The following is a 21,441-nucleotide window of genomic DNA, read 5'->3' on the forward strand; positions in this document are numbered from 1 at the left end:
CTACAATTGTAGAAATAATTTCGAAAGTCGTTTGCATTTACGATTTATTTACTCTACAATTGTAGAGTAAATTCTAATGTCGTAGAACATGAAGCTAACCAATACCGAAGAGCAATTAATGGAACTGATTTGGGCAGGCCAGGAAGTTTTCCTGAAAGACCTGATAGATAGTTACCCGGAGCCCAAACCCGCAGTAACTACTATTGCCACTTTATTGAAACGCATGCAGGATAAAGGTTTTGTAGCCTATAACCTGATGGGGAACTCCCGGCAGTATTACGCGCTGGTAAAAAAGTCCGATTACTTTGCAACCCATGTTAACGGGCTTATCAAAAACTTTTTTGGCAATTCGGCCATTCAGTTTGCTTCGTTTTTCGCAACCGAAACCCACCTTACCGATGCCGAATTACAAGACCTCAAGAAGATTATAGACCAACAATTAAACAAAAAAAAACCATGACAACCTACCTGCTAAACTTTACGCTTTGCAGCGCCTTGTTGCTGCTTGCTTATGTTGTATTGCTTAAAAATAAAGCAATGTATACTTTCAACAGGTTTTACCTTTTGTTCGGCATTGTATTTTCGCTTTCGGTACCGTTAATCTGCATACAGCAACGTGCTGCAACGATTGTTGAACAACCTTATTTTAAGGCAGAAATACTGGATGCGCCGGCAACTCCCTCAACATTAATACCGGCGGCTACAACAGCAAGTCCTGAACGCATCAACTATCTGTTTTACTTGTTGCCCTGCATTTATATTTTAATTACCGGCTTGCTTTTATTGCGGTTTGTTAAAAATCTATATAGCATCAAACAAACTATAGATAAAAACTATAGCGCCCCATATGAAAATGCAAAACTGGTGCTAATCGACCAAAAACAAACGCCGCATACCTTTTTAAAGTACATGTTTTTAAACCGCGACGACTATCAAAACGGACAAATTGACGGTGGCGTTTTATATCATGAACTTGCACACGCCCGCCAGTTACACTCCTTTGATATCATATTTACCGAGCTTGTACAAGCCATTTGCTGGTTTAACCCCTTCATCTTAATATACCGCAGGTACATTAAGCTAAACCACGAATTTTTGGCCGATGCCGCGGTATTAAATACGCACTACGATACTGCCAACTATCAAAACCTGCTTATTCACAGTTTATCAGGCCTTAACGGCTTAGGCATAACCAGCCAATTCAACTACGCTATTACCAAAAAAAGATTGATCATGATGACTAAAACCACAACCACCGTTAACGCCTGGCTAAGCCGGCTGGCCGTTATGCCCTTCGCCATTGCGGCATTTTTGTTATTCACCACCAAAACCGAAGCGCAGCAACCAAAATTTGCATTGCCGGCAGCTAAAGGAAAAGCCGACCAGCTTCAACCCAAACCAGCGCCGAAAAATAGCCCGCCGGGCAAAGTACAACGCGACTTTATTTTTGCCGAGCTCAATTATAAGCATACTGTAAATGGTGTATCGCCCGAGTTATTGGCCGAGTATAAAAACATCGCTGATAAATATGAGCCTTATTTTTCGGCAGCCTTAAGTAGCCACGGTAAAAACATGATCTCGGCGGATGGAAAGATCATGAAAGTTTCGGATGAGGATAAAGCCCGGCTTAAAGAAATATATGGCCAGATGAGCAAAGAACAGCAGGCACAACAAATGGTTGGTTTTATGATGGGCAACGGGCTTATACTGCCACGGGCCTTCCCGACGGCAAAGCAACTGAGCGTTTTTACAGATGCACGCACCTATGGTATCTGGATTAACGGAAAAAGAGGGGCTAACGCCGAACTTGAAAAATACACGTCGGCCGATTTTGCGCAGGTATTTGTCAGCAAACTGTATGCAGGCGCTGCCAAAGATAAAACCTATAAATACCAGGTTGATTTGATGACAGTTGATTATTACGCTAACTACCGCAAAGAAACGCTGGCAAAAACAAAAATAGCGCGCATGTATTGCCGAACACCTTTTGGTGCAAAGCAAACAGGATTAATGATGCTTTAATAACAAAGGGCCCCGGATTGAAAGAATCCGGGGTCTTTTCGTTTCCTGCAAATATGATATAGGTTTAATGTAGACTTAAAATTAGGAATCCCGGCAAGACAAGATTTAGTTAGCCAATGTTATAATCATGTTGATCATCGAGTGTATTTTTTTTAATGTAGAGACGCATAATTGCGTCTCCCCCATGCAAATCACACATGCAAATCGGTCTCGCAAATTCTGAATATCCTGCGGGAGACGCAATTATGCGTCTCTACAGCAACTCCATTTGCCCCCATGTCATCTCTGTTTTTTCCAGCTGAGCTGGTAGTTACTCGCGATTACGGATATTTTATACTAACAATCAATAACTTACAACGCGTCATTATAAGCAACCATCAGCCAGGGCCGGGACAGTAACCACATTGCTGTAGCCTGGATTCTTGCACATGCGTTTCCCACTATACCGGTTTCGATTTGCATGTGGGAGACGCATGTGATGCGCCTCTACAAAATCAACCATTACTATCAGTTCCCAATTGTTTATAATCATGATTAAAGTGCCTATTTTTGCCCCCACCAATTATTATGATCAGAAGGATACATCGCCACGTTCGCACCGCCCGTTATATTGTTTATAAAGAAACGCTGGTTGATTATAAAGAACATTTCTGGACGTTTATAGGCTCGTTCCTGGGTATAGGTTTAATCGGGTTTTTTAGCAACAGGTACTTTAGCCCTTCGGATAATTTATTCCTTATCGGCTCTTTCGGCGCCTCATCGGTATTAATTTATGGCATCGTAAACAGCCCCCTTGCCCAGCCCCGAAACTTAATTGGCGGCCACGTAATCTGCGCTATTGTTGGGGTAACTATGCATAAGCTTATCCCGCACGAGGTTTGGCTATCATCGGCCCTGGCTGTATCAATTGCCATTGTATTAATGCAAATTACCAAAACGCTGCATCCGCCGGGCGGCGCCACAGCACTCATTGCCAATATCGGGTCGGCCAAAATACAGGCATTGGGGTATTTATATGTATTAAGCCCGGTACTATCCGGCGCAACAGTATTGTTGTTGGTGGCTTTGCTGGTAAACAACGTAAGCGGCCATCGCAAATATCCCAACAATAAAAAATGGTTTATGGTATGGCGCAGGTACCAGCGCTAAGCAGCCGGCTGTGCACCAGCTTCATCTGTTAACTTGCGCAATAAATCCTCGGCTTTAATAAGTATGCTTTTCCCTGCTATTTCGATGATGTTATCTTCAACCAGGTCATTTATAGTACGAAAAAGTGATTCGTATGCAGCACCGGTAAATGCGGCCAAATCCTGCCTGCTCAGGTCGATATCGATAAATCCACCGGCATTTATACCAAACTTATTTTTAAGGGAAATAAGCGCCTGGGCAACCCGCCCCTTAACAGGCATATGCGCCAGGTTGCGCATTCGCTTTTCAGACTCCTGCAGCTCGTTGGCAAAAAAGCGCATAAGCTTAATTACAAAGTTATTGTTAATATTCAGGGTCGATTCCAGGAAATCCATGCTGATATAACAGATTACGCCGGCCTCAATAGCCGTAGCCGATACCGGATAATAACCCGTATCGCCAAGCCCCAGGTGACCAACAATATCGCCTTTTTGCGCAAAACGCAATATCAGTTCTTTTTCGGCATCCCATTTTTTATGCACTTTTATTTTGCCTTCGTAAACAAAATAAATTCCTGTAACCGGGTCGCCTTCCTTAAATATTGTTTCCCCCTTTTTTACAGCATAATTTTTCCGCTGCGCATCAATAACCGGAATCCAGTCTGTTAAGCAGTGCATGCACAAAAAGCAACTCTTTAAATCACAAACACTTTTACTTTTTGCCATGTATGAATACTGTTTTATTATTGGCAATCGCCTTTGCGAAATTATTAAAAGTACCGGCCTTTTGGCTGCTCCCAGGTAGCCATGTTAAAAATAATTCCCAGTATGGCAATTACCGAACCCCCAAATACCGGCCAGGGGAATGATTTTGCGCCATTAATATAAATTGTCCAGTTGTGTGAATCAACCGCGTTAACTGTTTTTAAATGGGTAAAAGTTAAAAAACCAATAATAATGATGATAACCCCTATCGCCATTAATGCATAACTGAATTTTTTCATGTTACTATCCTTGCAATGTTTTAAATAATTTCGATGGCAAAACTTGCAATAAAATATTGCATGTGCAATATTTTATTGTGAAATATTTTTCAAAAAGTCTATTTTATATTACTTTTGCAATAAAATAGGCCCGCGTTTTATAAGTGCGGGATCGTGTAATATTCATCATGAAACAAAAAGAAACAGGCATTCCCATATCGCCTTCCTTAAACGCCATCAATAATCACCAGGATAAATTAACTTTATCCCGAAGTATAAAAAACAGGTTATTATATGTATCGGCACTATCTGTTGTGGTGGCAATAGCCATCAGCATTATAGCCAAGGGGCTTATATACCTCATTAATATTGTAACCAACATATCTTTTTACGGCATGCTGGATGTACATTTCCATAGCCCCGCGGCCAATCATTTGGGTACATGGGTTATTGTTGTGCCGGCCATTGGCGGAGTAATTGTTGGGCTAATGGCCTTATATGGTTCAAAAGCCATCAGGGGACATGGTATCCCCGAAGCCATGGAGCAAATACTAACCAATCAAAGCAAAATAAAGCCCTCCATTACGTTTTTAAAGCCCATATCGTCGGCAATTGCTATTGGTACCGGGGGGCCCTTTGGTGCCGAGGGGCCAATAATTGCAACCGGCGGAGCCTTAGGATCAACCCTGGGCCAGTTATTAAAAATTACCGCCAATGAGCGCAAGGTTATTCTTGCAGCGGGCGCTACAGCGGGTATGTCGGCCATATTTGGCACCCCCATTGCTGCTGTGTTGTTGGCTATCGAATTGCTTCTGTTTGAGTTTTCGCCAAAATCTATTTTGCCGGTGGCGCTTGCCTGTATTACGGGAGCGGCGGGCCATCACCTGTTGTTTGAATCGGGGCCGGTTTTTCCTATGCCCAATTTGGCGGTGCCAACTAACGAGGCATTAGCCATTTACAGTGGCATCGGTTTACTTGTTGGTTTTCTGTCATTAGGAATAACCAAAATTGTATATCTGATTGAAGATTGGTTTGATAAACTCCCCATTCACTGGATGTGGTGGCCCGCTTTAGGTGGCCTTGCGGTTGGGGTAATTGGTTATTTTGCGCCGCACACTTTGGGTGTAGGATATGATAATATCATCAGTATTTTATCGGGCACCATTCCTTTGCTGCTTATTTTGCGGTTATGTTTTTTTAAATTTCTGTCGTGGGCTATTGCATTGGGCAGCGGCACTTCCGGCGGTACCCTTGCGCCTTTGTTAACTATTGGCGGCGCGGCGGGGGCTATCATCGGTGCGGTTATTTTAATGCTTTTTCCAAATTCGGGCATAACCATACCTATGGCGGCGTTGCTGGGTATGTCATCTATGTTTGCGGGGGCTTCAAGGGCCTATTTAACCAGTATTACCTTCGCGCTTGAATCTACCATGCAATCAAACGCTTTATTGCCTTTACTTGGCGCCTGCACCGCATCGTACCTGGTATCGTTCTTTTTAATGGAGAATACTATCATGACCGAAAAAATTGCCCGCAGAGGGGTAGCCACTCCCGTATCATTTGAACCCGACGTATTGGGTAAACTATCTGTACTTGACGTTATGAACAAAGAGGCTATTATTTTAAGTGCCGACAACCCGGTTAACGAAGTAAAAGCCTGGCTACTTGCCCACAACTCAACCGCACACGATTTTATAGTGGTAGATAAAAAAGGAGATTATATGGGCACGTGTAAACTGGGCGATCTGTATAACAACGGCCAGCTGCAAAAACTCGGAGATATCGTTCGCCCATCGGCGTTAATGGTTACTGGTAATACATCGTTACGCCTGGCTACCGAATTGATGGCAAAACATAACGCCGAACTGGTACCAGTTGCTTCGGCAGAAAACAATATTATTGGCAGCCTATCCTACAAAGAAATTATAGCCGCTTACGGGTTGCATAATAACGAGGCCGACAAAACATCATTATCCATATCGTTAAAACGGCAACGCTTAAAAATAATGAGTAAAGGGCGTAGGCTGATAAATAAGGATAGCAATGCATGAGCATCTCACAATTAACTCAAAGAAAAATAAAGGATTAGCAATATTTAAAGGTTGCAGGGGCGTGATATTTGCTCCTGCTAACCTTACATTAACTCCTGGATGTTTTAAATCCATCCCGTGAAATAGACCAATCAACAAACCTCGCCCTGTTATTGAGCGGGTTGGTACTAAGAGCGCTACGCACCTTTGCAGCTGCAGCCACATCCTTTGCAAATATCAGCATATAACCACCGCCACCTGCGCCCAGTAATTTACAGCTAATTATCAAATCGCTGATGCGATCAATAATAGCCTGAGTTTCGGGTGTGTTGGTACCGCCATCCAAACGCTGGTTAAGCTCCCAGCTAATGCCCGTAGCCTCGGCTACTTGCTGCAGGTTACCGTATTGGAAAGCCTCGTAAGTTTTAAGGGCGTGGTGGTTCATTTCTTCAAGGATGCTTAAATAGCCATTGCCGTTAAGGAACATTCCCTTTACAATTTCGGCCAGGATATTTTTAGCTACCCGGGTAATTCCGGTATAATATAACAACACAGATGCTGCAGAAGCATCGGTAAATATAAATTCAGGAGCCCAGCGCACAGTCGGCTTTTGAAAAATACCAGGGTTACTTTCCAACAGCTTAATACCACCAAAAACACCACCATACTGATCCTGCCAGCCACCGCCGGTTGTTAACATTTGCTCCAGGACCAAGGTTCGCGAGCAGATGGCATATTTATCCCATTTCAAATCGCAAAAATCGCTCAGGGTACCCAATACAGTACTTGCCAGGATGGAGCTTGTGCCTAAGCCCGATCCCTTAGGAATAGCAGCCAGCAAAGTTACCTCAATACCCATACCAAAGTCTTTCAATTGCTCTACCAGCGAACCATACCTGTTTGCCGAAAATTCCGGAACAAAACCCGCCAGGCAAAGCGCCGCTTTGGGAATACAAAATGCCGAACCTACGGAATTATTATAATCATTCAATTGCTCGTAAGTGGTTATATCCTCCCGCACACCCAAATCGATAGACCGCAACGTGATAACATACCCGGCAGATGGTTTTATGAATACCTGCAGTGGTGGCTGGCCGTTAAGCTCGACGGCCAGGTTAAGTACCTTACCTCCGTTTATGAGGCAGTTTGGCGGGGTGTCTGTCCAACCGCCGGCTAGGTCGAGCCTGATGGGGCTGCGGCCCCAAACTATCTGGTCGGACATTACATCCAGCTTGGGTGATGCAAGTTCGGTTTTAGCTGTATCAACAATAGTTTCGGCAAGCAATCCAAATGCTTTTGCCTCATAAGCAGCAGCCGATGGATTGTTTGAACCCAACACCTCACTCCTGAACATCTGGTCATGCAGGCGCGTTAACAGGGGCGCGTCATCGGGTAAAGCAGGCGGTAACGTTAATTTTGCATTTTTAAATATCCCGGCAGCGTTTTTCAAATCAAGCTGGTAAAAAACAGATTGTTTCCAGTTAGCAGCCATGCTTTGCAGGTTACTTTCTAAAAAAATTTCACGCTGGGCGTACTGGCGGCAAAGGTTAACTTCGTCTGCAACATCAGCTGCCGCAATTAACCGTTTTCCCTTTTCCTGGTAATTAAATGGGTTATCAATCAGGCTTTGAATAACTTCACTGTTCAAGTCTGCGGCATCAAATACCGGGTAAACCGGCTCATTAAACCAGTCGCCAGCGGCATAGCCTTTATTGGCATTTATTCGCCGTATGGGTAACTGGGGGTTGTAAAAGCCATAAACCCTTACACACCATTCATCGCTATTACCAACGGGTATAAAATCAAGACAGGTTTCTTCGGGCAGGTTAAGCGTCCAATCATTTACAGGTGCTCCTGTAATGATATGCTTACTACTCAATTTCCAGGTATGGGCAATATCACTATTCTCAATCCAAATAGAATTGTTTGTGCCTGTAAAGTCAATCCTGGTGATCGCGTTTTGAGTAAACAGGTCGGCACTGGGTTTTATTTTATTATGCCATATCTCTTCCTGGTTTTTCACCAGGTTTTGCAGTTTATCGGTCGATTCTATCAGTTCGGCGCTGGTGCCAAAATGATAAAATTCTCCTTTAGGGAGCGGCACAATCGCCACTTTTAGCTGGTTGATGGCATCGTCTTTCAGGGTTGGATTTTGGCCCAGGGCCTGCCCAAACTCTGTGTACATATCATAAAACGAAGGAATGCCGCCGGCAAACGAGTTACTATCTTTATTCCACCCGCTGCGCTCAAACATCAGCTCCATGGCCTTAGGACTAAACAGCCAAACGCCGATATCGATAAAAAACAGGTAGTTAGGTTGCAACTCCTGCAATTTTTGAGCCGTGGGTTTTTGCAACGCAAAGGCCAGTTCTTTAGGCGAGCTTTTGTGCGCAAAAAAAACACCAAAATTAGATGCTTTCTCGGGCCGTTCCCACAGGCCAAAGCAAACAATATCTGCATCCGGAATTTCGGGCAATATACCCCCTGCGCGAATAAGCACATCACCGCTTGCTACCAGGTGATTAAGGTTTTTGGGCGCTTTGTTCAATATTTCTTCATACAGCGGCAACTGCAGGTCAATCAGCGTTTGGCCAATGCGCTGTCCTCTTTTCCAGCGAAAAATGGGCATGGGGGTAAACACTTTGCCTACGGCGGCATATGCCGGCAAACGCCGGCTTTGGCCCCCCGCATGGATAATCAGCCGCTTCTCTTTACGCAACCAATTACCAATCGGGCCTTCGGCCTTCTCCTCTTTGCTGGCTTCGTATAATAAATTAACGGTTCCGCCACCCGAGCCAACTTTGCCCTCTTTAGGATCCGAGCTGAAGTAATAGTTTTCTTTGGCAAAATGGTGGTCGCCAAATGGTTTAAAGGCCGGAGGAATGCTTATCAGTTTTCTCATTTATGCTGGTTGAAGTCGGGATGTATGAAGATACACCTAATCAGTAAAAATCGTAACTAATAGCTTAAATGGATTCAACTATTTGAGCATATTATTCATTATTTATTGCTTCAATATAGTTGGGCGATGCAGCTATAAGTGTTTGTTTTTAAGACTGAAAACTTTGCCTCAACGGCTTGAAAAATGGACTTGGGCTGCTTTGCGATAGGTAAAGTCCTTAAAATAAACAGACAGCCCTTGCCCGTTGGATAGGTAGTGCCAAATATTGCCTGGGCATTTTTGTTAACTATATGGTTTAATGGCTGCATTGTTCAACGCCTTTTAAAAAAAAAGCAATTAGAGTTCCTAACCAACTACAATAGTCTCCTTTTAACCAAAACGGCAGCTACACTAAACCTATGAGCAAGTTATTGCGTACAAGCTAAGCAGTGGCGCTTTTTTTTAACGTTTTTGAAAAAAGAGCCATCATAGTGATTTAATCCAACGTGTTTTATTATCGATGAGTTTTTTAACCGACCCGCTGTTCAAGGCTTTGTTTTTTACGGATACGCCCCGGATAATATTGAAAGCAGATGCGCCAAACTTTACCATATTAACCTATAACGATGCCTATATGAAAGCAACGTATACCCATTATAGGAATATAGTTGGTTGGTACCTTTGGGAGGCCTTTGATCCTAAACGGGCAGGTAGCGACGGAGATAAATTTTTGCTTGATACACTTACACGCGCGGTGGTAAACAATGAAACTATTGTAACACCACCTTTCAATTATAATATCCCATCGGCCAACCCAAACATAATGGTTGAAAGCTGGTGGCAACTGGATATTATTCCTATTGTTGGTAAGCACAAGAAACCGGCATACTTGCTATTAACAACCAACAACATTACCGATAAAATATTAACTTAATAAAGTAGGCCCTGGCTTGGATTACCGCATAAATAACAGCAATAAAAGGACCGTTAGCAGTATCCGTCGATAGATTTGGGCTGTTCATCGATGCTTGTATTTATTTAGTGGCGGTTGTTGTATGTTAGCAGTGCAAATCGGGGCGCACGCCCTATTGTGATAAGGTTTAGGTAAAGGCCTCTGAGCTGCGAGAGCAAAGAGGCTTTTTTTATGCCTTCATTTCGCTGGTTAAAAGCCGGTCCTGATATCTTTAAATACAGTAATTTTATCGCCATGAAGCTATATATAAAAAATATGGTGTGCAGCAGGTGCAAAATGGTTGTAAGAAGTGAGCTTGAAAAGGCGGGCTTGCTGGTACTTGGTGTTGAACTTGGTGAAGTAGAAATTAAGAACCCGCCTACAAATCAGCAGCAAATGAAACTGACATCGTCGTTAAACAAACTGGGGTTTGAATTAATTGACGATCAGAAAAGCCGCCTGATTGAACAAATTAAAACCATCATCATTGAGCATGTGCATTATACTGATACGCCGGCACCTTTAAAACTTTCGGCTATACTAACAGATAAGCTTAATTACGACTATGGATACCTTAGCAACCTTTTTTCGGAAGTAGAGGGTTCAACGATCGAAAAATATTACATCAACCAAAGGATAGAAAAAGTTAAAGAGCTGTTGGTTTATAACGAGCTTAGCCTTTCGCAAATTGCTTTCCAATTGGGCTATAGCAGCGTGGCGTATTTATCAAGCCAGTTTAAACAGGTTACCGGGATGACACCATCGGCATTTAAAAACCTGCAGGGTAACAAACGTAAAAATATTGAGGACCTGTAAATATTATAAAACATAACTATAATAAATAGAAAGCTTGGTGGGCAAACTAAAAGAAGAGCTTGCTCAAGAAAAACATCCTGCTTATTTAATATTAGTTTAAAAGTAGCCGTTTTTAATATTAATAATGGTATTTTCACGCTAATAAATCGTTTTGCAATCGATTTATTGGCCGTTACCCAGGTAACGCATTTATCGCATATTTAAAACCCAGACCTTTGTTGTCATGTTTACGGGGTGACAATAACTACATTTTTAATCGCCTAAGCGATAATTAAAATAATCATTCATTTATTAGCCGCTATATGTATAGAGGGACAACCGATGAGCTTATCATCGCCAACAAAGAACTGGTATACCAAAATACCGAGAAAGAGAAACGCGCCGGTGAATTACTGGCGGCAAACAACGAATTGGCCTATCAAAATTCTGAAAAAGAGAAACGCGCGGCCGAACTTGCTATAGCAAATAACGAGTTAGCCTATCAAAACGCCGAAAAAGAAAAACGTGCAAACGAGTTGATTGTCGCCAATAAGGAGCTGGCCTACCAAAACTCCGAGAAAGAGCAAAGGGCTGCTGAATTGGTGATAGCCAATAACGAGCTCAAATTTCAGAACCAGGAGAAACAAAAACGGGCAGATGAGTTAAACGTTGCCAACGTTGAACTGGCTTTCCAAAATTCTGAAAAGGAGAATCGGGCAGCTGAATTGATTATAGCCAATGATGAACTGAAATTTCAGAACCTGGAAAAGCAAAAGCGGGCCGATGAGTTAAACATTGCCAATATTGAACTGGCTTTTCAAAATTCTGAAAAGGAAAGCCGGGCTGCTGAATTGATCATAGCCAATAGCGAGCTTAAATTTCAAAACGAAGAGAAGCAAAACCGCGCCGAGGAACTGGAAATAGCCTATAACAAAATTAAAAAGGCCGAAGAGTTTTTGAAAGAGTATATCCTTGGGTTAGAAAAAATGATGTTTATGACCCATCATAAAGTACGCCAGCCGGTTGCCAATATTTTGGGTATCTCCCGAATTCTTAACCAGTTTTTGCGTTCGCCCGCTACATTGAAAAAAATGGTTGGCTATATGGAGGTTTCAGCAATCGCCCTTGATGATTTTACAAAAGAGCTAACCATTTTTGTGAGTGAGCTGGAAAAGAAGGGAAAAAGCAACGGGGTTGAATGATCTGTTTTGCAAATACCGTATTAAAACATCTTGTTTAAACGGACAGCTACTATTATGCAATAGCCCATAGGACAAGCTAATTTACACTACATCCTAAATCTTAAGGAAACCGATCTGCCTAAAGCCTGCGCCAGTTCAGGATCAATCAGCGGGCCGTTGCCTTGCTGTATCCATACACTTCGTTCATCTTTTTGAAGGGTGATTGTTTCGCCGTTCAGCAAAATTTCAAGTTCGCTGGTAGTCTTGTTTATTGGCGATGTGTTAACCTGGTAAACAAGGTCGGTATCGTTGTACGTTATTCTTAGTGGCAGTCCCATCTGTGTCTTCTCTCCGGGTAAATATACAAATCCAATACTCCAAAAAAGCAAAAAGATGTAACTATGGCTTCGTTCTTGTAGTAAGTACCTAAGGGATAGTTGATTAAAAAAACAATAATAGGATGGTGCGTGCTACGCTGCCAACTGATATGCTACCTTTTCAATCAGGTTGTTAATACCAAATGGTTTCAATAACACATCATCGGGTGCACCTTTTTGGTTTAGCGCCGAGCCAACATCTTCGCCAGGCAGGCAGATGATCACTGGCAGGTTTTTAGTATCCCGGTTAAGCTTTATCAGCTTGCAAATTTCCAGGCTATCCAACCCCGGCACCAATATGTCAAGTATCACCAGGTCTGGGTGGGATGTCTTAATTTCGGCAAAGATATTGCCGGCGTCGTGAAACGATACCACATCATATCCGTTTGCAGTTAAAATATAGGTCATCACCTCTATCATTAACTCGTCGTTATCAACTATTAATATTTTCTTCGCCATACTCGTTTCAATCCCCTTCGGTTTAACAGGTGCAAAGCGCATGCCATTGATTAACTTGCAGTTAAATCTGTTTTTCTACAGGTGAAAGGTGTATAGATTATGATATAATTTTAACATATTTTACAATAATTGCACGCGGTTTTTCGGGGCTTAATAAATCAGTTTTGTTACATTTGGCTGGATAAAAGATTTACGAGATAATAATGGATATTGTTAATATAAAGAAACTGGCGAAGGAGCTCAATATTTCTACGTCAACTATCTCAAGGGCATTTAACGGCAGCCCCGATATTAATAAGGATACCAAAGAACGTATACTGGCCTTTGCCAAAGAGCATAACTTTTTGCCCAACCATTACGCCAGTAATTTAAGGGATAAAAAAACTAAAACATTGGCCGTTATTATCCCCGAAATAGCCAACGATTTTTTTTCACAAGCCATAAACGGTATTGAAGAGGTGGCTCGAAAAAAGGGTTTCTATATTTTACTTTACCGCACAGATGATGTTTTTGAAAAAGAAGTGTCGTTTGTAAATTACCTCAATAACGGCAAGGTTGATGGTATCATCATGTCGGTATCCGGCGAAGCTAATGACCATAATTACCTGCGCCAGCTGGAGTCAAAAAATGTTCCGGTTGTGTTTTTCGACAGGGTGTATGAAGATATTGATGCAGCCAAGGTAACCACTAATGACTATGATAGCAGCTTTGATGCCACAGAGCACCTGCTGCAAACCGGTTGCCGCAGGGTAGCATACCTGGTGGTAAACAAAAGCATTTCTATTGGGCAGGTGCGTATGCAGGGTTATATGGATGCACTTAAAAAGCACAATGTAGCTTTTGACGACGAACTGGTTATTGATTGCAGTAATGACGAGAAGGTAAACTACAAGATATTGACCAAGGTGTTGCAGGAAATAAAGCCCGATGGGATTTTTAGCTCGGTTGAACGATTGGCGTTTGCCACCTATTATGTTTGTAATGACCTGGGGATTGATATCCCGAAGCAACTAAAAATAGTAAGCTTCTCCAGTTTGGGGATAGCGCCTTTATTAAGCCCCGCGCTATCAACCATTACCCAGCCCGCCTACGAAATGGGCATTAAGGCCGCCAACCTGCTATTTGAAGCATTGGAGCACAAAGCCGCCACAAACCATAAGCGGCACGTGGTTTTAAAATCTAAATTGTTTATCAGGAGGAGCTCCTCTGGTGAGTAGAGAGTGGTTGATTGGATGAATGGTTTAAGCCGGATTTAGCCCAATCAACTACTCACATAATCAACCACTCACCAACATTAAACGTGTATAAATAACTCGCTTTTAGGCCTGCGTACTTTAATCATTTTGCTGTAAACATCATCTTCGGCACGGTATCCAACTGCGGCAATAACCGAGGTGGTTAAGCCTAATTCCTTTAAACCCAATATCTCATCAAATTGGGCGGCATCAAAACCTTCCATCGGCGCTGCATCAATACCCAACTCTGCAGCTTCGGACACCAGTACCCCTAAAGCAATGTAAGTCTGTTTATGCGACCAGGCTAACTTTTGCTCATCTGTATTGTTGCTTAATCTGCCTAAAATCACTTGTTCAAATCCGGCAAGGCTTTCACGTTCCACATTACGCACATCGGCAACCAGGTCGATAAATTTTTTGCCAAACGCCTCGTCCAATGACGTTACCGAGGCAAAAACGAATAATGCCGATGAGTCTGTTATTTGTGGTTGATTATATGCGGCCGCACGCAGTTTTGCTCTTACATCGGCATCGCGGACAACAATCACTTTGAATGATTGCAAACCGTATGATGATGGTGCAAGTTGTATTGCGCTTAGCAATTGATCTAATTGCTCGGCGGATATTTTTTTCGAAGGGTCGAACTTTTTTACTGCAGCCCTTTTTTGTAATTGATCTATTAGTGACATGACGATTTCTAATTTTGTTGAGACAAAAATAGATGTTTAAACATTTAAACACGTCATGCCATCGTAAACTATAAATTGGCTTTGGCTTTCAGTTCGTCTTCTTTATCGCTTTCTTCTTTTTTAAGTCGCCGTTTTTCCTGGCGGATGTCTTTACGTGTTTTGCCTGCCGTATCTATATTGTCAATCCGGTTTTTATAATCCAGCTTAAGCGCCTCAATTTGCTCTTTAAGTTTTTCTTTGGCGGTTTTTTCTTTTTGTTTTTCTACCTGCTCTTTCTTTTGCTCAACGCTATCCTTTTTACCAAACAGGCGCTGAAAAAAGCTTGGTTTTTTTACAGGCTCCTCAATAACAGGTAATGTTTCATTATCATCGCTTCCGCCCTGTTTCATCAGGCTATCTGCTTTAGCAGTGTCAATAGGCGCAATTTTTTCTCTTAAACTCTCTTTTAACCTAACGTTATAAAACCCGTAGGCGCTGGTATCGCGCGCGGTTAGTCCTTTTTCGGCCATCAGCTTACCTATCAGGTTAAAATAACCATGCAGGCCGGGCCTCAGGCTACCGTCGGGCTGAAACGCGTATAAGCCACCTTTTGGATACGGAACTATACTGGCCAGGTAAATACTCTCGCCCAGGGTAAGCTCCGATGGCGATTTACCAAAGTAAAAATGAGATGCCTCGTCAATACCGTATATGTTGCGGCCCCATTCAATAATATTCAGGTAAACTTCCAGCATCCGGTTTTTGGTCATGATGCGGTTGTTTTCGATGATCCAGACAATCAATATCTCCTCAATTTTACGGACCAGGTTTTTATCCCGGTTTAAAAACGAGTTTTTAACCAGCTGCATAGATATACCACTGGCGCCCCGTTTAAACTTTTTGGTTTTAAAATCGGTTGCCAATGATTTGCGGAACGCTTCTTCTACAAATCCATGATTATTATAAAATGAAGGGTCTTCGGCAGTCATAACCGCGTTGCGCAGGTTAGGCGCTATTTGTTCCAGTGGTGTAAATTCAGGATTATCCGGGCCTATAAGGTGGGGTGCCTGCGGCTTGCCTTTTTCATATGGGGTGTAAACAAACGGACTGTTCAGCTTACCCAGATCGGTTTTACCGTATTTAATTATCCGGAAGCCATCCTTATCCAGGCGCGAATCAAATTGCAGGTCATCTATTTTTGTTGCATCCATGTAAAAATGCATGCTATATTTTAGTTTGCCTGCAACCTTAATGCCATCAAGGGCATCAAACATTCCTTGCGGAAAGGAGTCGAAAACATCGGTGGCGTTAAGCCAGTCGGTGTTCATCTTTAGCTCGTATATTTTGGTTGGATTAAGCGTGTATTTAATAAATGGCCTGGCTACCAGGTTTTTTATATGAATTGTTGATGAACTATCGATAGATACATAATTGCTGCCCACAAACAGGTTGGCATCAATAGATGCCTTGGGGAAAATAATATCACCAGGCGACAAGCCAGGGTGGTTGATGAGCAGGTTACTTACTCCCCATGATCCGTAAATACGGGTTTCTCCGCCACTATGTTCAACTTTGGTTAATTTGGTTGATATGGTATCGGCATTTATTTTCAGGTGAAGCTTTTCCTGTATAATAGGCAATTCTATTTTTTTACCATCGGCATAAAGTTTTACATCGATGTTTTTATCAGATGGATGCATTTTCCCCACAAAATGCCAGGTAGATTCGCCGTTATCGACATCTATGTTTGACGTAAGGTTGCCATCTTTTATCTGCGCGGTTTTTGCAAGTAGTTTTAGCTGAGTGCTATCGTCCTTAAAACTTACCACAAAATTGCTTAATGTAAGGTTATCCGGAATTTTATACAGCACCTCGTTAACCAGGTTGTTGGCCAGTACAGATAGATCGGCTTTGGTTGTTGATGTGGTATCGCGTTTCTTTTTAAACAAAAAATCAAAGTTTTTAACCCCTTTGATATTTGTGAGGTTGATAAACCCATCCTGTAATAAAACATCCGATAATTTAATATTGCCCACAATAAGCGGCAATAATTTAACACTCACCACAAAGTTTTTGATGCGCAGCAGGCTATCGCGTTGCTCGGGTACTATAGTGACGTCCGAAAAAGAAACTGTAGAGGCACCGGTAAAATGGGCCGATCCGATTTTTACATCTAAATTATAATCGCGCTTTGCTTTTGCAGTAGCTTTGACAATAGCTTTTTGAAGCAGGGCCTCGCGTTTTGAATAGGCGATATAACCACCTATTAACAATATGAGGAACAGCGGGATAAGGACAAATGCGGCTATGCGTATATATTTAGGGTTAAGGCGCTTCATAAGTAAATTTTTCCAAAACTAAACTAATTCTTATCCCCTGCAAACGGTTGTTTCTGTAATTTGTTTCCTGCTTAAACACAAATCAACCACTCGTTTTCATAAATTTGCTATAATATTATGATAATCACTAAAGAACAAGTTTTACAAGCACTGGGCAATGTTGAAGAGCCAGACCTGAAAAAAGACCTGGTTACCCTCAACATGATACAGGATATACATATTGATGGCAACAAGCTTAGCTTTTCGGTAATATTAACCACGCCGGCTTGCCCCTTAAAGGCACTAATTGAAAACGCCTGCCGCAATGCCATCAGCTATTTTATCAGCAAAGATGTTGTGGTAGATGTTAACATGACATCGCGCGTTACCACACAGAAAAACACAGGCGTGCCGGGGGTTAAAAATATCATCGCGGTAGCATCAGGTAAAGGTGGCGTTGGTAAATCAACCGTTGCTGCAAACCTGGCGTTAGGGCTGGCAAAATCGGGCGCTAAAGTGGGGTTGATTGATGCAGATATTTACGGCCCATCTGTACCCATCATGTTCGGGCTTGAAGGCGCACGCCCCCAGGCAGGCGTTGTTGATGGCAAAACCCGCATTGAACCTATTGAAAAATATGGTATCAAGTTATTATCGATAGGTTTTTTTACCGATCCAAACCAGCCCGTGCCGTGGCGGGGTCCAATGGTATCAACAGCCGTAAAACAGCTGTTTAATGATGCCGACTGGGGCGAACTGGATTACCTGGTTGTAGATTTGCCACCGGGCACAGGCGATATTCATATTACTATTACGCAAACCTTCCCGGTAACAGGAGCGGTTATTGTAACCACGCCGCAAAACGTAGCTTTGGCCGATGCCCGCAAGGGAGTAGGTATGTTTATGATGCCAGCCATCAATGTACCGATACTGGGCGTGGTCGAAAACATGTCGTACTTTACGCCGGCCGAGCTTCCGGATAATAAATATTACATTTTTGGGAAAGGCGGAGGCCAGAAACTGGCCGAGCAGCTGGATGTGCCCTTTTTAGGCGAAATTCCGCTTGTAAAAAGCATCAGTGACTCGGGCGACGCCGGCGCTCCGGCAATTTTGGATGCTGATGGTGTAATGACCAAAGCTTTTATTGATATGGCCCAGCGCGTAGCGCAGCAGGTAGCTATATCAAACGCGAAGGCTTTTGAAGCGAGTCTTGAGTCAAAAGTTTAAAGTTTTGACTCATAAGTCTCAAGTCAAAAGTGTTAAACCGGCCCTTTTTGACTCAGAACTTAAGAGTTTGGACTAACCACTTTAAGTATAAAATATATTGCAAATTATTGATAACTTTACTTTAGTTATAAATTGGTAAAAATGAGTTTATTAAGTCAGGTTGAAGCAGCTTTAGATACCATTCGCCCGTATCTGGAAGCTGATGGCGGGAATGTTTCAGTTGAAGAGATTACGCCCGAGGGTGTTGTTAAATTAAAATTATTGGGCTCATGCGGTTCATGCCCTATGAGTATCATGACCCTAAAGGCAGGCATTGAGCAAGCCATAAAAAAAGCAGTACCCGAAATTACCAGTGTTGAGGCATTAAACCTTACCGACATTGATGATCCGAATGCGGTGCTGCCCGAGAATTTAAGATAGTGTTAAGTATTGTTAAATCCTGTTTATAATTTACGGTATTAGCTATTTTTGAGCAACTTTTTGAAACCATTTGGCGTTATTAAGGTAACATACAGCAAATAGGTGTTTAGGTATATGAAGTACTTGGTTGTTATATTTTTATTATTTGCATCGGTTGCGACATTTGCGCAAAAACACGATGACAGGCCGCTTGTGCAATTTACCGGCGTGGTGCATAATGCCGATAGTACAGATGTTATTGTGCCCTATGTGTCAATTACCAATACATCTTTTCATAACCAGGTATATTTAAGTAACTATAAAGGCTATTTTTCGTTTGTAGCGCATGAGCAGGATACCCTGCGCTTTACCTGTGTTGGTTACGGGCCAATACTGGTAGTTATACCATCAAACCTAAATACCAAAAGCTATACTTTGCAGGTAAACATTAAGCCGCAAATTATTAACCTGCCTACATTTCACGTATTTCCGTGGGCCACTACAGACGAGTTTAAGAAAGATTTTTTGGCTATAAAACTTGCTGATGACGATCTCGAAATCGCGCGTAAAAACATCAGCAAGGCATCATTATCAGCCTTGTATAATACCTTGCCCAGAGATGCACAGGAAATACAATCGGCAAACGCGCAATCAATGCACAACACCATCCTGAACACGCATTCACTTACACCCAATCCTTTGCTTAACCCCCTGGCCTGGGGCAGCCTGATTAAGCAGATATCAGACGCGGACAGTAAGTAAGTCGTAAGTCCGGAGTATAAAGTCAAAAGTCTGTTTTGGTGCAATAAAAAGAGCCTACTGATGCAGGCTTGGTTTTATAAGATATGTTAACTTCTGACTAAAGACTTAAAACTTCAGACTTATCTCCCCTTTTTTACAGCCGGGAATTTCATTTTGTACTCCACATTCACGGCACCTTTCGAAATATCGTTCAGTTTTTTCTCAATCAGGCGCTTGCGCAACGGGCTCAGTTTATCAGTAAATAGTTTACCTTCAATGTGGTCGTATTCGTGCTGGATAACGCGGGCGGCCATGCCTCTGTAGGTTTCTTCGTAATGCTTCCAGTTTTCGTCGTAATACGATATCTTAATAACCGGTTTACGGTAAACATCTTCACGTATATCCGGGATGCTCAGGCAGCCTTCGTTAAAACCCCACTCTTCGCCGGTTTCTTCTATTATAGTTGCGTTTATAAATGCTTTTTTAAAGTCTTTAAGGTCTGGTTCATCATCATCAAACGGGGTGGCATCAACCACAAATAAACGCATAGACATGCCTACCTGCGGGGCTGCCAGGCCAACGCCACGGGCACCGTACATAGTCTCAAACATGTTATTAACCAATTCTTTGATATGTGGATATTCATCCGGCTCAATGGCTGTTGCTTTCTTTCTTAAAACAGGATCTCCGTAAGCGATGATAGGGTACTTCATTTTGCAAAAATACAGGTTTATTATTTAGGCTCAAACTTCAATGTAATAAGCCTGTCATTATCAAATATTTCGTTGCCTATTTCCAGCAATTGTTCGGCGGTAACGGCATTTATTTTGTCAAAAATGTCTTCCAGCGTATCAATATGGTTAAAATCAAGCAGGCTTTTGGCCATTGATATAATCAGGCTCATCCGGTTCTCTTCGGCAAGGGCTATTTGCCCAATAAACTTTTGCTTGGCCTGGTGCAGCTGCAGGGTGCCCAGTTTTTGATCGCGCAGTTTCTTCAGTTCTTTGTGTACCAGGCGCGATGCCTTTTCGGCCTTTTCGCTATCGGTGCCAAAATAAACCGAGAAAATACCGGTATCGCTAAACGGGGTATAGTTTGATTCGATGGTATAGGCGATGCCATACTTTTCGCGGATCTCGAGGTTTAAGCGGCTGCTCATCCCCATGCCGCCCAACAGGTTATTAAGCAGTAACAACCCATATTTATGCTGGTGTGATGAAGGGTAAGCCTGCCCGCCAATTATGCAATGCGTTTGCGATATAGGCTTTTTCACAATTACAATACTGCTGCTATTGGCCTTTGGCGCAATCCTGTTTTTTTGAGGGTGGTGAGCTGCTATCCCGCCGAAGTATTTTTCGCATAGCTTAACAACTTTCTTAAACTCGTAGTTGCCATGTACGGCAAATATCATTTCAGAAGTGCTGTAGTTAGCTTTGATAAAGGCGCGCATGTCATCGCTGTTCATACGGCCAACGGTTTCGGGTGTGCCCAAAATATTTTTGCCGAAAGGATCGTCCTTAAACAGTAATTCCTCAAAATCATCCTGGATAGCTTCTTCGGGCTGATCAAGGTACGAGGCTATCTCATCCAATATTACGCCGCGTTCCTTTTCCTGTTCATCTTCGGGAAAGGTGGAGTGGAACAGGATATCCTCAAATAAATCAATAGCGCGTTCCAGGTGCTGGTTAAGTAATGAGGCGTGTATGCAGGTATATTCTTTGGTAGTATAAGCGTTTAAATCGGCGCCAACAAGTTCCAGCCGGTTCAGGATCTGGTTGGTATTGCGCCTTTCTGTTTCTTTAAACAGCAGATGCTCAATAAAATGGGCAAGCCCTTCCTGCTGGTTGGCTTCATCGCGCGAGCCTGCGTTTACAATAAAGCAGCAGTGCGTTATGGCAAATGGCGATTGCTTGTATAAAATACGGATGCCATTTGGTAAGGTATGGGCCTGGTAGTCGATCATATAAGAGTGCAAAGATAACGTTATATATGTTACAATTATTTTACGTGTAATTTGCAAGCGATTTTACTATTTTAGTGGATTGA

At 42.5% G+C, this 21,441-nt stretch carries 20 protein-coding genes; 11 read left to right on the forward strand and 9 right to left on the reverse strand.

Going from position 1 to position 21,441, the window contains the following annotated elements; translation table 11 throughout:
* Positions 1-88 precede the first annotated feature (88 nt).
* The 3 genes from AC1DU2_RS02630 (at position 89) to AC1DU2_RS02640 (ending at position 3,171) form a co-directional block, all read left to right on the forward strand.
* The gene (locus AC1DU2_RS02630; protein WP_477366161.1) at positions 89-460 is read left to right on the forward strand and encodes a BlaI/MecI/CopY family transcriptional regulator; all 372 of its coding nucleotides are present in this window, start codon (positions 89-91) and stop codon (positions 458-460) included.
* Entirely contained in the window at positions 457-2,022 is a 1,566-nt protein-coding gene (locus AC1DU2_RS02635) for a M56 family metallopeptidase (RefSeq protein WP_477382639.1), read from the forward strand. Before AC1DU2_RS02630 ends, AC1DU2_RS02635 begins: the two co-directional genes overlap by 4 nt.
* A gap of 567 nt (positions 2,023-2,589) precedes the next feature.
* The gene (locus tag AC1DU2_RS02640; protein ID WP_477382641.1) at positions 2,590-3,171 is read left to right on the forward strand and encodes an HPP family protein; all 582 of its coding nucleotides are present in this window, start codon (positions 2,590-2,592) and stop codon (positions 3,169-3,171) included.
* Here AC1DU2_RS02640 and AC1DU2_RS02645 read toward each other — a convergent pair.
* Together AC1DU2_RS02645 and AC1DU2_RS02650 are read right to left on the reverse strand one after the other, a co-directional pair.
* On the reverse strand, positions 3,168-3,827 hold the full coding sequence (locus AC1DU2_RS02645; RefSeq protein ID WP_477382642.1) for a Crp/Fnr family transcriptional regulator: 660 nt from the start codon (positions 3,825-3,827) through the stop codon (positions 3,168-3,170). The genes AC1DU2_RS02640 and AC1DU2_RS02645 overlap by 4 nt on opposite strands.
* A gap of 92 nt (positions 3,828-3,919) precedes the next feature.
* Complete coding sequence (locus AC1DU2_RS02650) at positions 3,920-4,153, reverse strand: hypothetical protein (protein ID WP_477366176.1); 234 nt, start codon at positions 4,151-4,153, stop codon at positions 3,920-3,922.
* A 167-nt stretch (positions 4,154-4,320) separates the two neighbouring features.
* On the opposite strand from AC1DU2_RS02650, the gene AC1DU2_RS02655 reads away from it, so the two are divergent.
* A complete protein-coding gene (locus AC1DU2_RS02655) occupies positions 4,321-6,183 on the forward strand; it encodes a chloride channel protein (protein WP_477382643.1) in 1,863 nt (620 codons plus the stop codon).
* Between the two features lie 88 nt (positions 6,184-6,271).
* On the opposite strand, the gene AC1DU2_RS02660 is transcribed toward AC1DU2_RS02655, so the two are convergent.
* Positions 6,272-9,064 carry a bifunctional fucokinase/fucose-1-phosphate guanylyltransferase gene (locus AC1DU2_RS02660; protein ID WP_477382644.1) on the reverse strand — a complete coding sequence of 931 codons (2,793 nt, stop codon included), beginning with the start codon at positions 9,062-9,064 and terminating at the stop codon, positions 6,272-6,274.
* Positions 9,065-9,563: 499 nt separating this feature from the next.
* On the opposite strand from AC1DU2_RS02660, the gene AC1DU2_RS02665 reads away from it, so the two are divergent.
* The 3 genes from AC1DU2_RS02665 (at position 9,564) to AC1DU2_RS02675 (ending at position 11,992) form a co-directional block, all read left to right on the forward strand.
* The gene (locus AC1DU2_RS02665; RefSeq protein ID WP_477366185.1) at positions 9,564-9,977 is read left to right on the forward strand and encodes a hypothetical protein; all 414 of its coding nucleotides are present in this window, start codon (positions 9,564-9,566) and stop codon (positions 9,975-9,977) included.
* 273 nt (positions 9,978-10,250) lie between these two features.
* Entirely contained in the window at positions 10,251-10,811 is a 561-nt protein-coding gene (locus tag AC1DU2_RS02670) for a helix-turn-helix domain-containing protein (RefSeq protein WP_477366188.1), read from the forward strand.
* Between the two features lie 302 nt (positions 10,812-11,113).
* Positions 11,114-11,992, forward strand: a complete 879-nt coding sequence (locus tag AC1DU2_RS02675) for a diguanylate cyclase (RefSeq protein WP_477382645.1) — start codon at positions 11,114-11,116, stop codon at positions 11,990-11,992.
* 86 nt (positions 11,993-12,078) lie between these two features.
* On the opposite strand, the gene AC1DU2_RS02680 is transcribed toward AC1DU2_RS02675, so the two are convergent.
* Both AC1DU2_RS02680 and AC1DU2_RS02685 read right to left on the reverse strand, forming a co-directional pair.
* Positions 12,079-12,309, reverse strand: coding sequence for a hypothetical protein (locus tag AC1DU2_RS02680; RefSeq protein WP_090652238.1), 231 nt, complete (start codon positions 12,307-12,309; stop codon positions 12,079-12,081).
* A 132-nt stretch (positions 12,310-12,441) separates the two neighbouring features.
* Entirely contained in the window at positions 12,442-12,807 is a 366-nt protein-coding gene (locus tag AC1DU2_RS02685; protein WP_477366194.1) for a response regulator, read from the reverse strand.
* A 203-nt stretch (positions 12,808-13,010) separates the two neighbouring features.
* Here AC1DU2_RS02685 and AC1DU2_RS02690 point away from each other — a divergent pair, with 203 nt between their 5' ends.
* Positions 13,011-14,024: a LacI family DNA-binding transcriptional regulator gene (locus AC1DU2_RS02690; RefSeq protein ID WP_477366197.1), complete on the forward strand. Its 1,014-nt coding sequence runs from the start codon at positions 13,011-13,013 to the stop codon at positions 14,022-14,024.
* A 77-nt stretch (positions 14,025-14,101) separates the two neighbouring features.
* Here AC1DU2_RS02690 and AC1DU2_RS02695 read toward each other — a convergent pair whose 3' ends face one another.
* Positions 14,102-14,731 carry an NAD(P)H-dependent oxidoreductase gene (locus AC1DU2_RS02695; protein ID WP_477382647.1) on the reverse strand — a complete coding sequence of 210 codons (630 nt, stop codon included), beginning with the start codon at positions 14,729-14,731 and terminating at the stop codon, positions 14,102-14,104.
* Between the two features lie 68 nt (positions 14,732-14,799).
* Complete coding sequence (locus tag AC1DU2_RS02700; protein WP_477382648.1) at positions 14,800-17,049, reverse strand: transglycosylase domain-containing protein; 2,250 nt, start codon at positions 17,047-17,049, stop codon at positions 14,800-14,802.
* A gap of 117 nt (positions 17,050-17,166) precedes the next feature.
* Between AC1DU2_RS02700 and AC1DU2_RS02705 the strand changes: the two genes are divergently transcribed.
* From AC1DU2_RS02705 to AC1DU2_RS02715, 3 genes are all read left to right on the forward strand, one after another.
* A complete protein-coding gene (locus AC1DU2_RS02705) occupies positions 17,167-18,255 on the forward strand; it encodes an Mrp/NBP35 family ATP-binding protein (RefSeq protein WP_477366206.1) in 1,089 nt (362 codons plus the stop codon).
* A gap of 141 nt (positions 18,256-18,396) precedes the next feature.
* The gene (locus AC1DU2_RS02710; protein WP_090652233.1) at positions 18,397-18,675 is read left to right on the forward strand and encodes a NifU family protein; all 279 of its coding nucleotides are present in this window, start codon (positions 18,397-18,399) and stop codon (positions 18,673-18,675) included.
* A gap of 114 nt (positions 18,676-18,789) precedes the next feature.
* Entirely contained in the window at positions 18,790-19,416 is a 627-nt protein-coding gene (locus AC1DU2_RS02715; protein ID WP_477382649.1) for a hypothetical protein, read from the forward strand.
* A gap of 119 nt (positions 19,417-19,535) precedes the next feature.
* Here AC1DU2_RS02715 and def read toward each other — a convergent pair whose 3' ends face one another.
* Both def and AC1DU2_RS02725 read right to left on the reverse strand, forming a co-directional pair.
* Positions 19,536-20,108: a peptide deformylase gene (gene def / locus AC1DU2_RS02720; RefSeq protein ID WP_477366212.1), complete on the reverse strand. Its 573-nt coding sequence runs from the start codon at positions 20,106-20,108 to the stop codon at positions 19,536-19,538.
* A 20-nt stretch (positions 20,109-20,128) separates the two neighbouring features.
* Positions 20,129-21,355, reverse strand: coding sequence for a M16 family metallopeptidase (locus AC1DU2_RS02725; protein WP_477382754.1), 1,227 nt, complete (start codon positions 21,353-21,355; stop codon positions 20,129-20,131).
* Positions 21,356-21,441 lie beyond the last annotated feature (86 nt).

This window comes from Mucilaginibacter sp. P4_C11 (assembly GCF_056402115.1).

Bases quoted from the DNA above. Each gene is read 5' to 3' on its own strand.
- AC1DU2_RS02690 (WP_477366197.1), top strand. From the start codon at position 13,011: ATGGATATTGTTAATATAAAGAAACTGGCGAAGGAGCTCAATATTTCT.
- def (WP_477366212.1), bottom strand. From the start codon at position 20,108: ATGAAGTACCCTATCATCGCTTACGGAGATCCTGTTTTAAGAAAGAAA.
- AC1DU2_RS02645 (WP_477382642.1), bottom strand. From the start codon at position 3,827: ATGCACTGCTTAACAGACTGGATTCCGGTTATTGATGCGCAGCGGAAA.
- AC1DU2_RS02695 (WP_477382647.1), bottom strand. From the start codon at position 14,731: ATGTCACTAATAGATCAATTACAAAAAAGGGCTGCAGTAAAAAAGTTC.
- AC1DU2_RS02650 (WP_477366176.1), bottom strand. From the start codon at position 4,153: ATGAAAAAATTCAGTTATGCATTAATGGCGATAGGGGTTATCATCATT.
- AC1DU2_RS02655 (WP_477382643.1), top strand. From the start codon at position 4,321: ATGAAACAAAAAGAAACAGGCATTCCCATATCGCCTTCCTTAAACGCC.
- AC1DU2_RS02715 (WP_477382649.1), top strand. From the start codon at position 18,790: ATGAAGTACTTGGTTGTTATATTTTTATTATTTGCATCGGTTGCGACA.
- AC1DU2_RS02705 (WP_477366206.1), top strand. From the start codon at position 17,167: ATGATAATCACTAAAGAACAAGTTTTACAAGCACTGGGCAATGTTGAA.
- AC1DU2_RS02700 (WP_477382648.1), bottom strand. From the start codon at position 17,049: ATGAAGCGCCTTAACCCTAAATATATACGCATAGCCGCATTTGTCCTT.
- AC1DU2_RS02670 (WP_477366188.1), top strand. From the start codon at position 10,251: ATGAAGCTATATATAAAAAATATGGTGTGCAGCAGGTGCAAAATGGTT.
- AC1DU2_RS02660 (WP_477382644.1), bottom strand. From the start codon at position 9,064: ATGAGAAAACTGATAAGCATTCCTCCGGCCTTTAAACCATTTGGCGAC.
- AC1DU2_RS02680 (WP_090652238.1), bottom strand. From the start codon at position 12,309: ATGGGACTGCCACTAAGAATAACGTACAACGATACCGACCTTGTTTAC.
- AC1DU2_RS02630 (WP_477366161.1), top strand. From the start codon at position 89: ATGAAGCTAACCAATACCGAAGAGCAATTAATGGAACTGATTTGGGCA.
- AC1DU2_RS02640 (WP_477382641.1), top strand. From the start codon at position 2,590: ATGATCAGAAGGATACATCGCCACGTTCGCACCGCCCGTTATATTGTT.
- AC1DU2_RS02635 (WP_477382639.1), top strand. From the start codon at position 457: ATGACAACCTACCTGCTAAACTTTACGCTTTGCAGCGCCTTGTTGCTG.
- AC1DU2_RS02710 (WP_090652233.1), top strand. From the start codon at position 18,397: ATGAGTTTATTAAGTCAGGTTGAAGCAGCTTTAGATACCATTCGCCCG.
- AC1DU2_RS02675 (WP_477382645.1), top strand. From the start codon at position 11,114: ATGTATAGAGGGACAACCGATGAGCTTATCATCGCCAACAAAGAACTG.
- AC1DU2_RS02685 (WP_477366194.1), bottom strand. From the start codon at position 12,807: ATGGCGAAGAAAATATTAATAGTTGATAACGACGAGTTAATGATAGAG.
- AC1DU2_RS02665 (WP_477366185.1), top strand. From the start codon at position 9,564: ATGAGTTTTTTAACCGACCCGCTGTTCAAGGCTTTGTTTTTTACGGAT.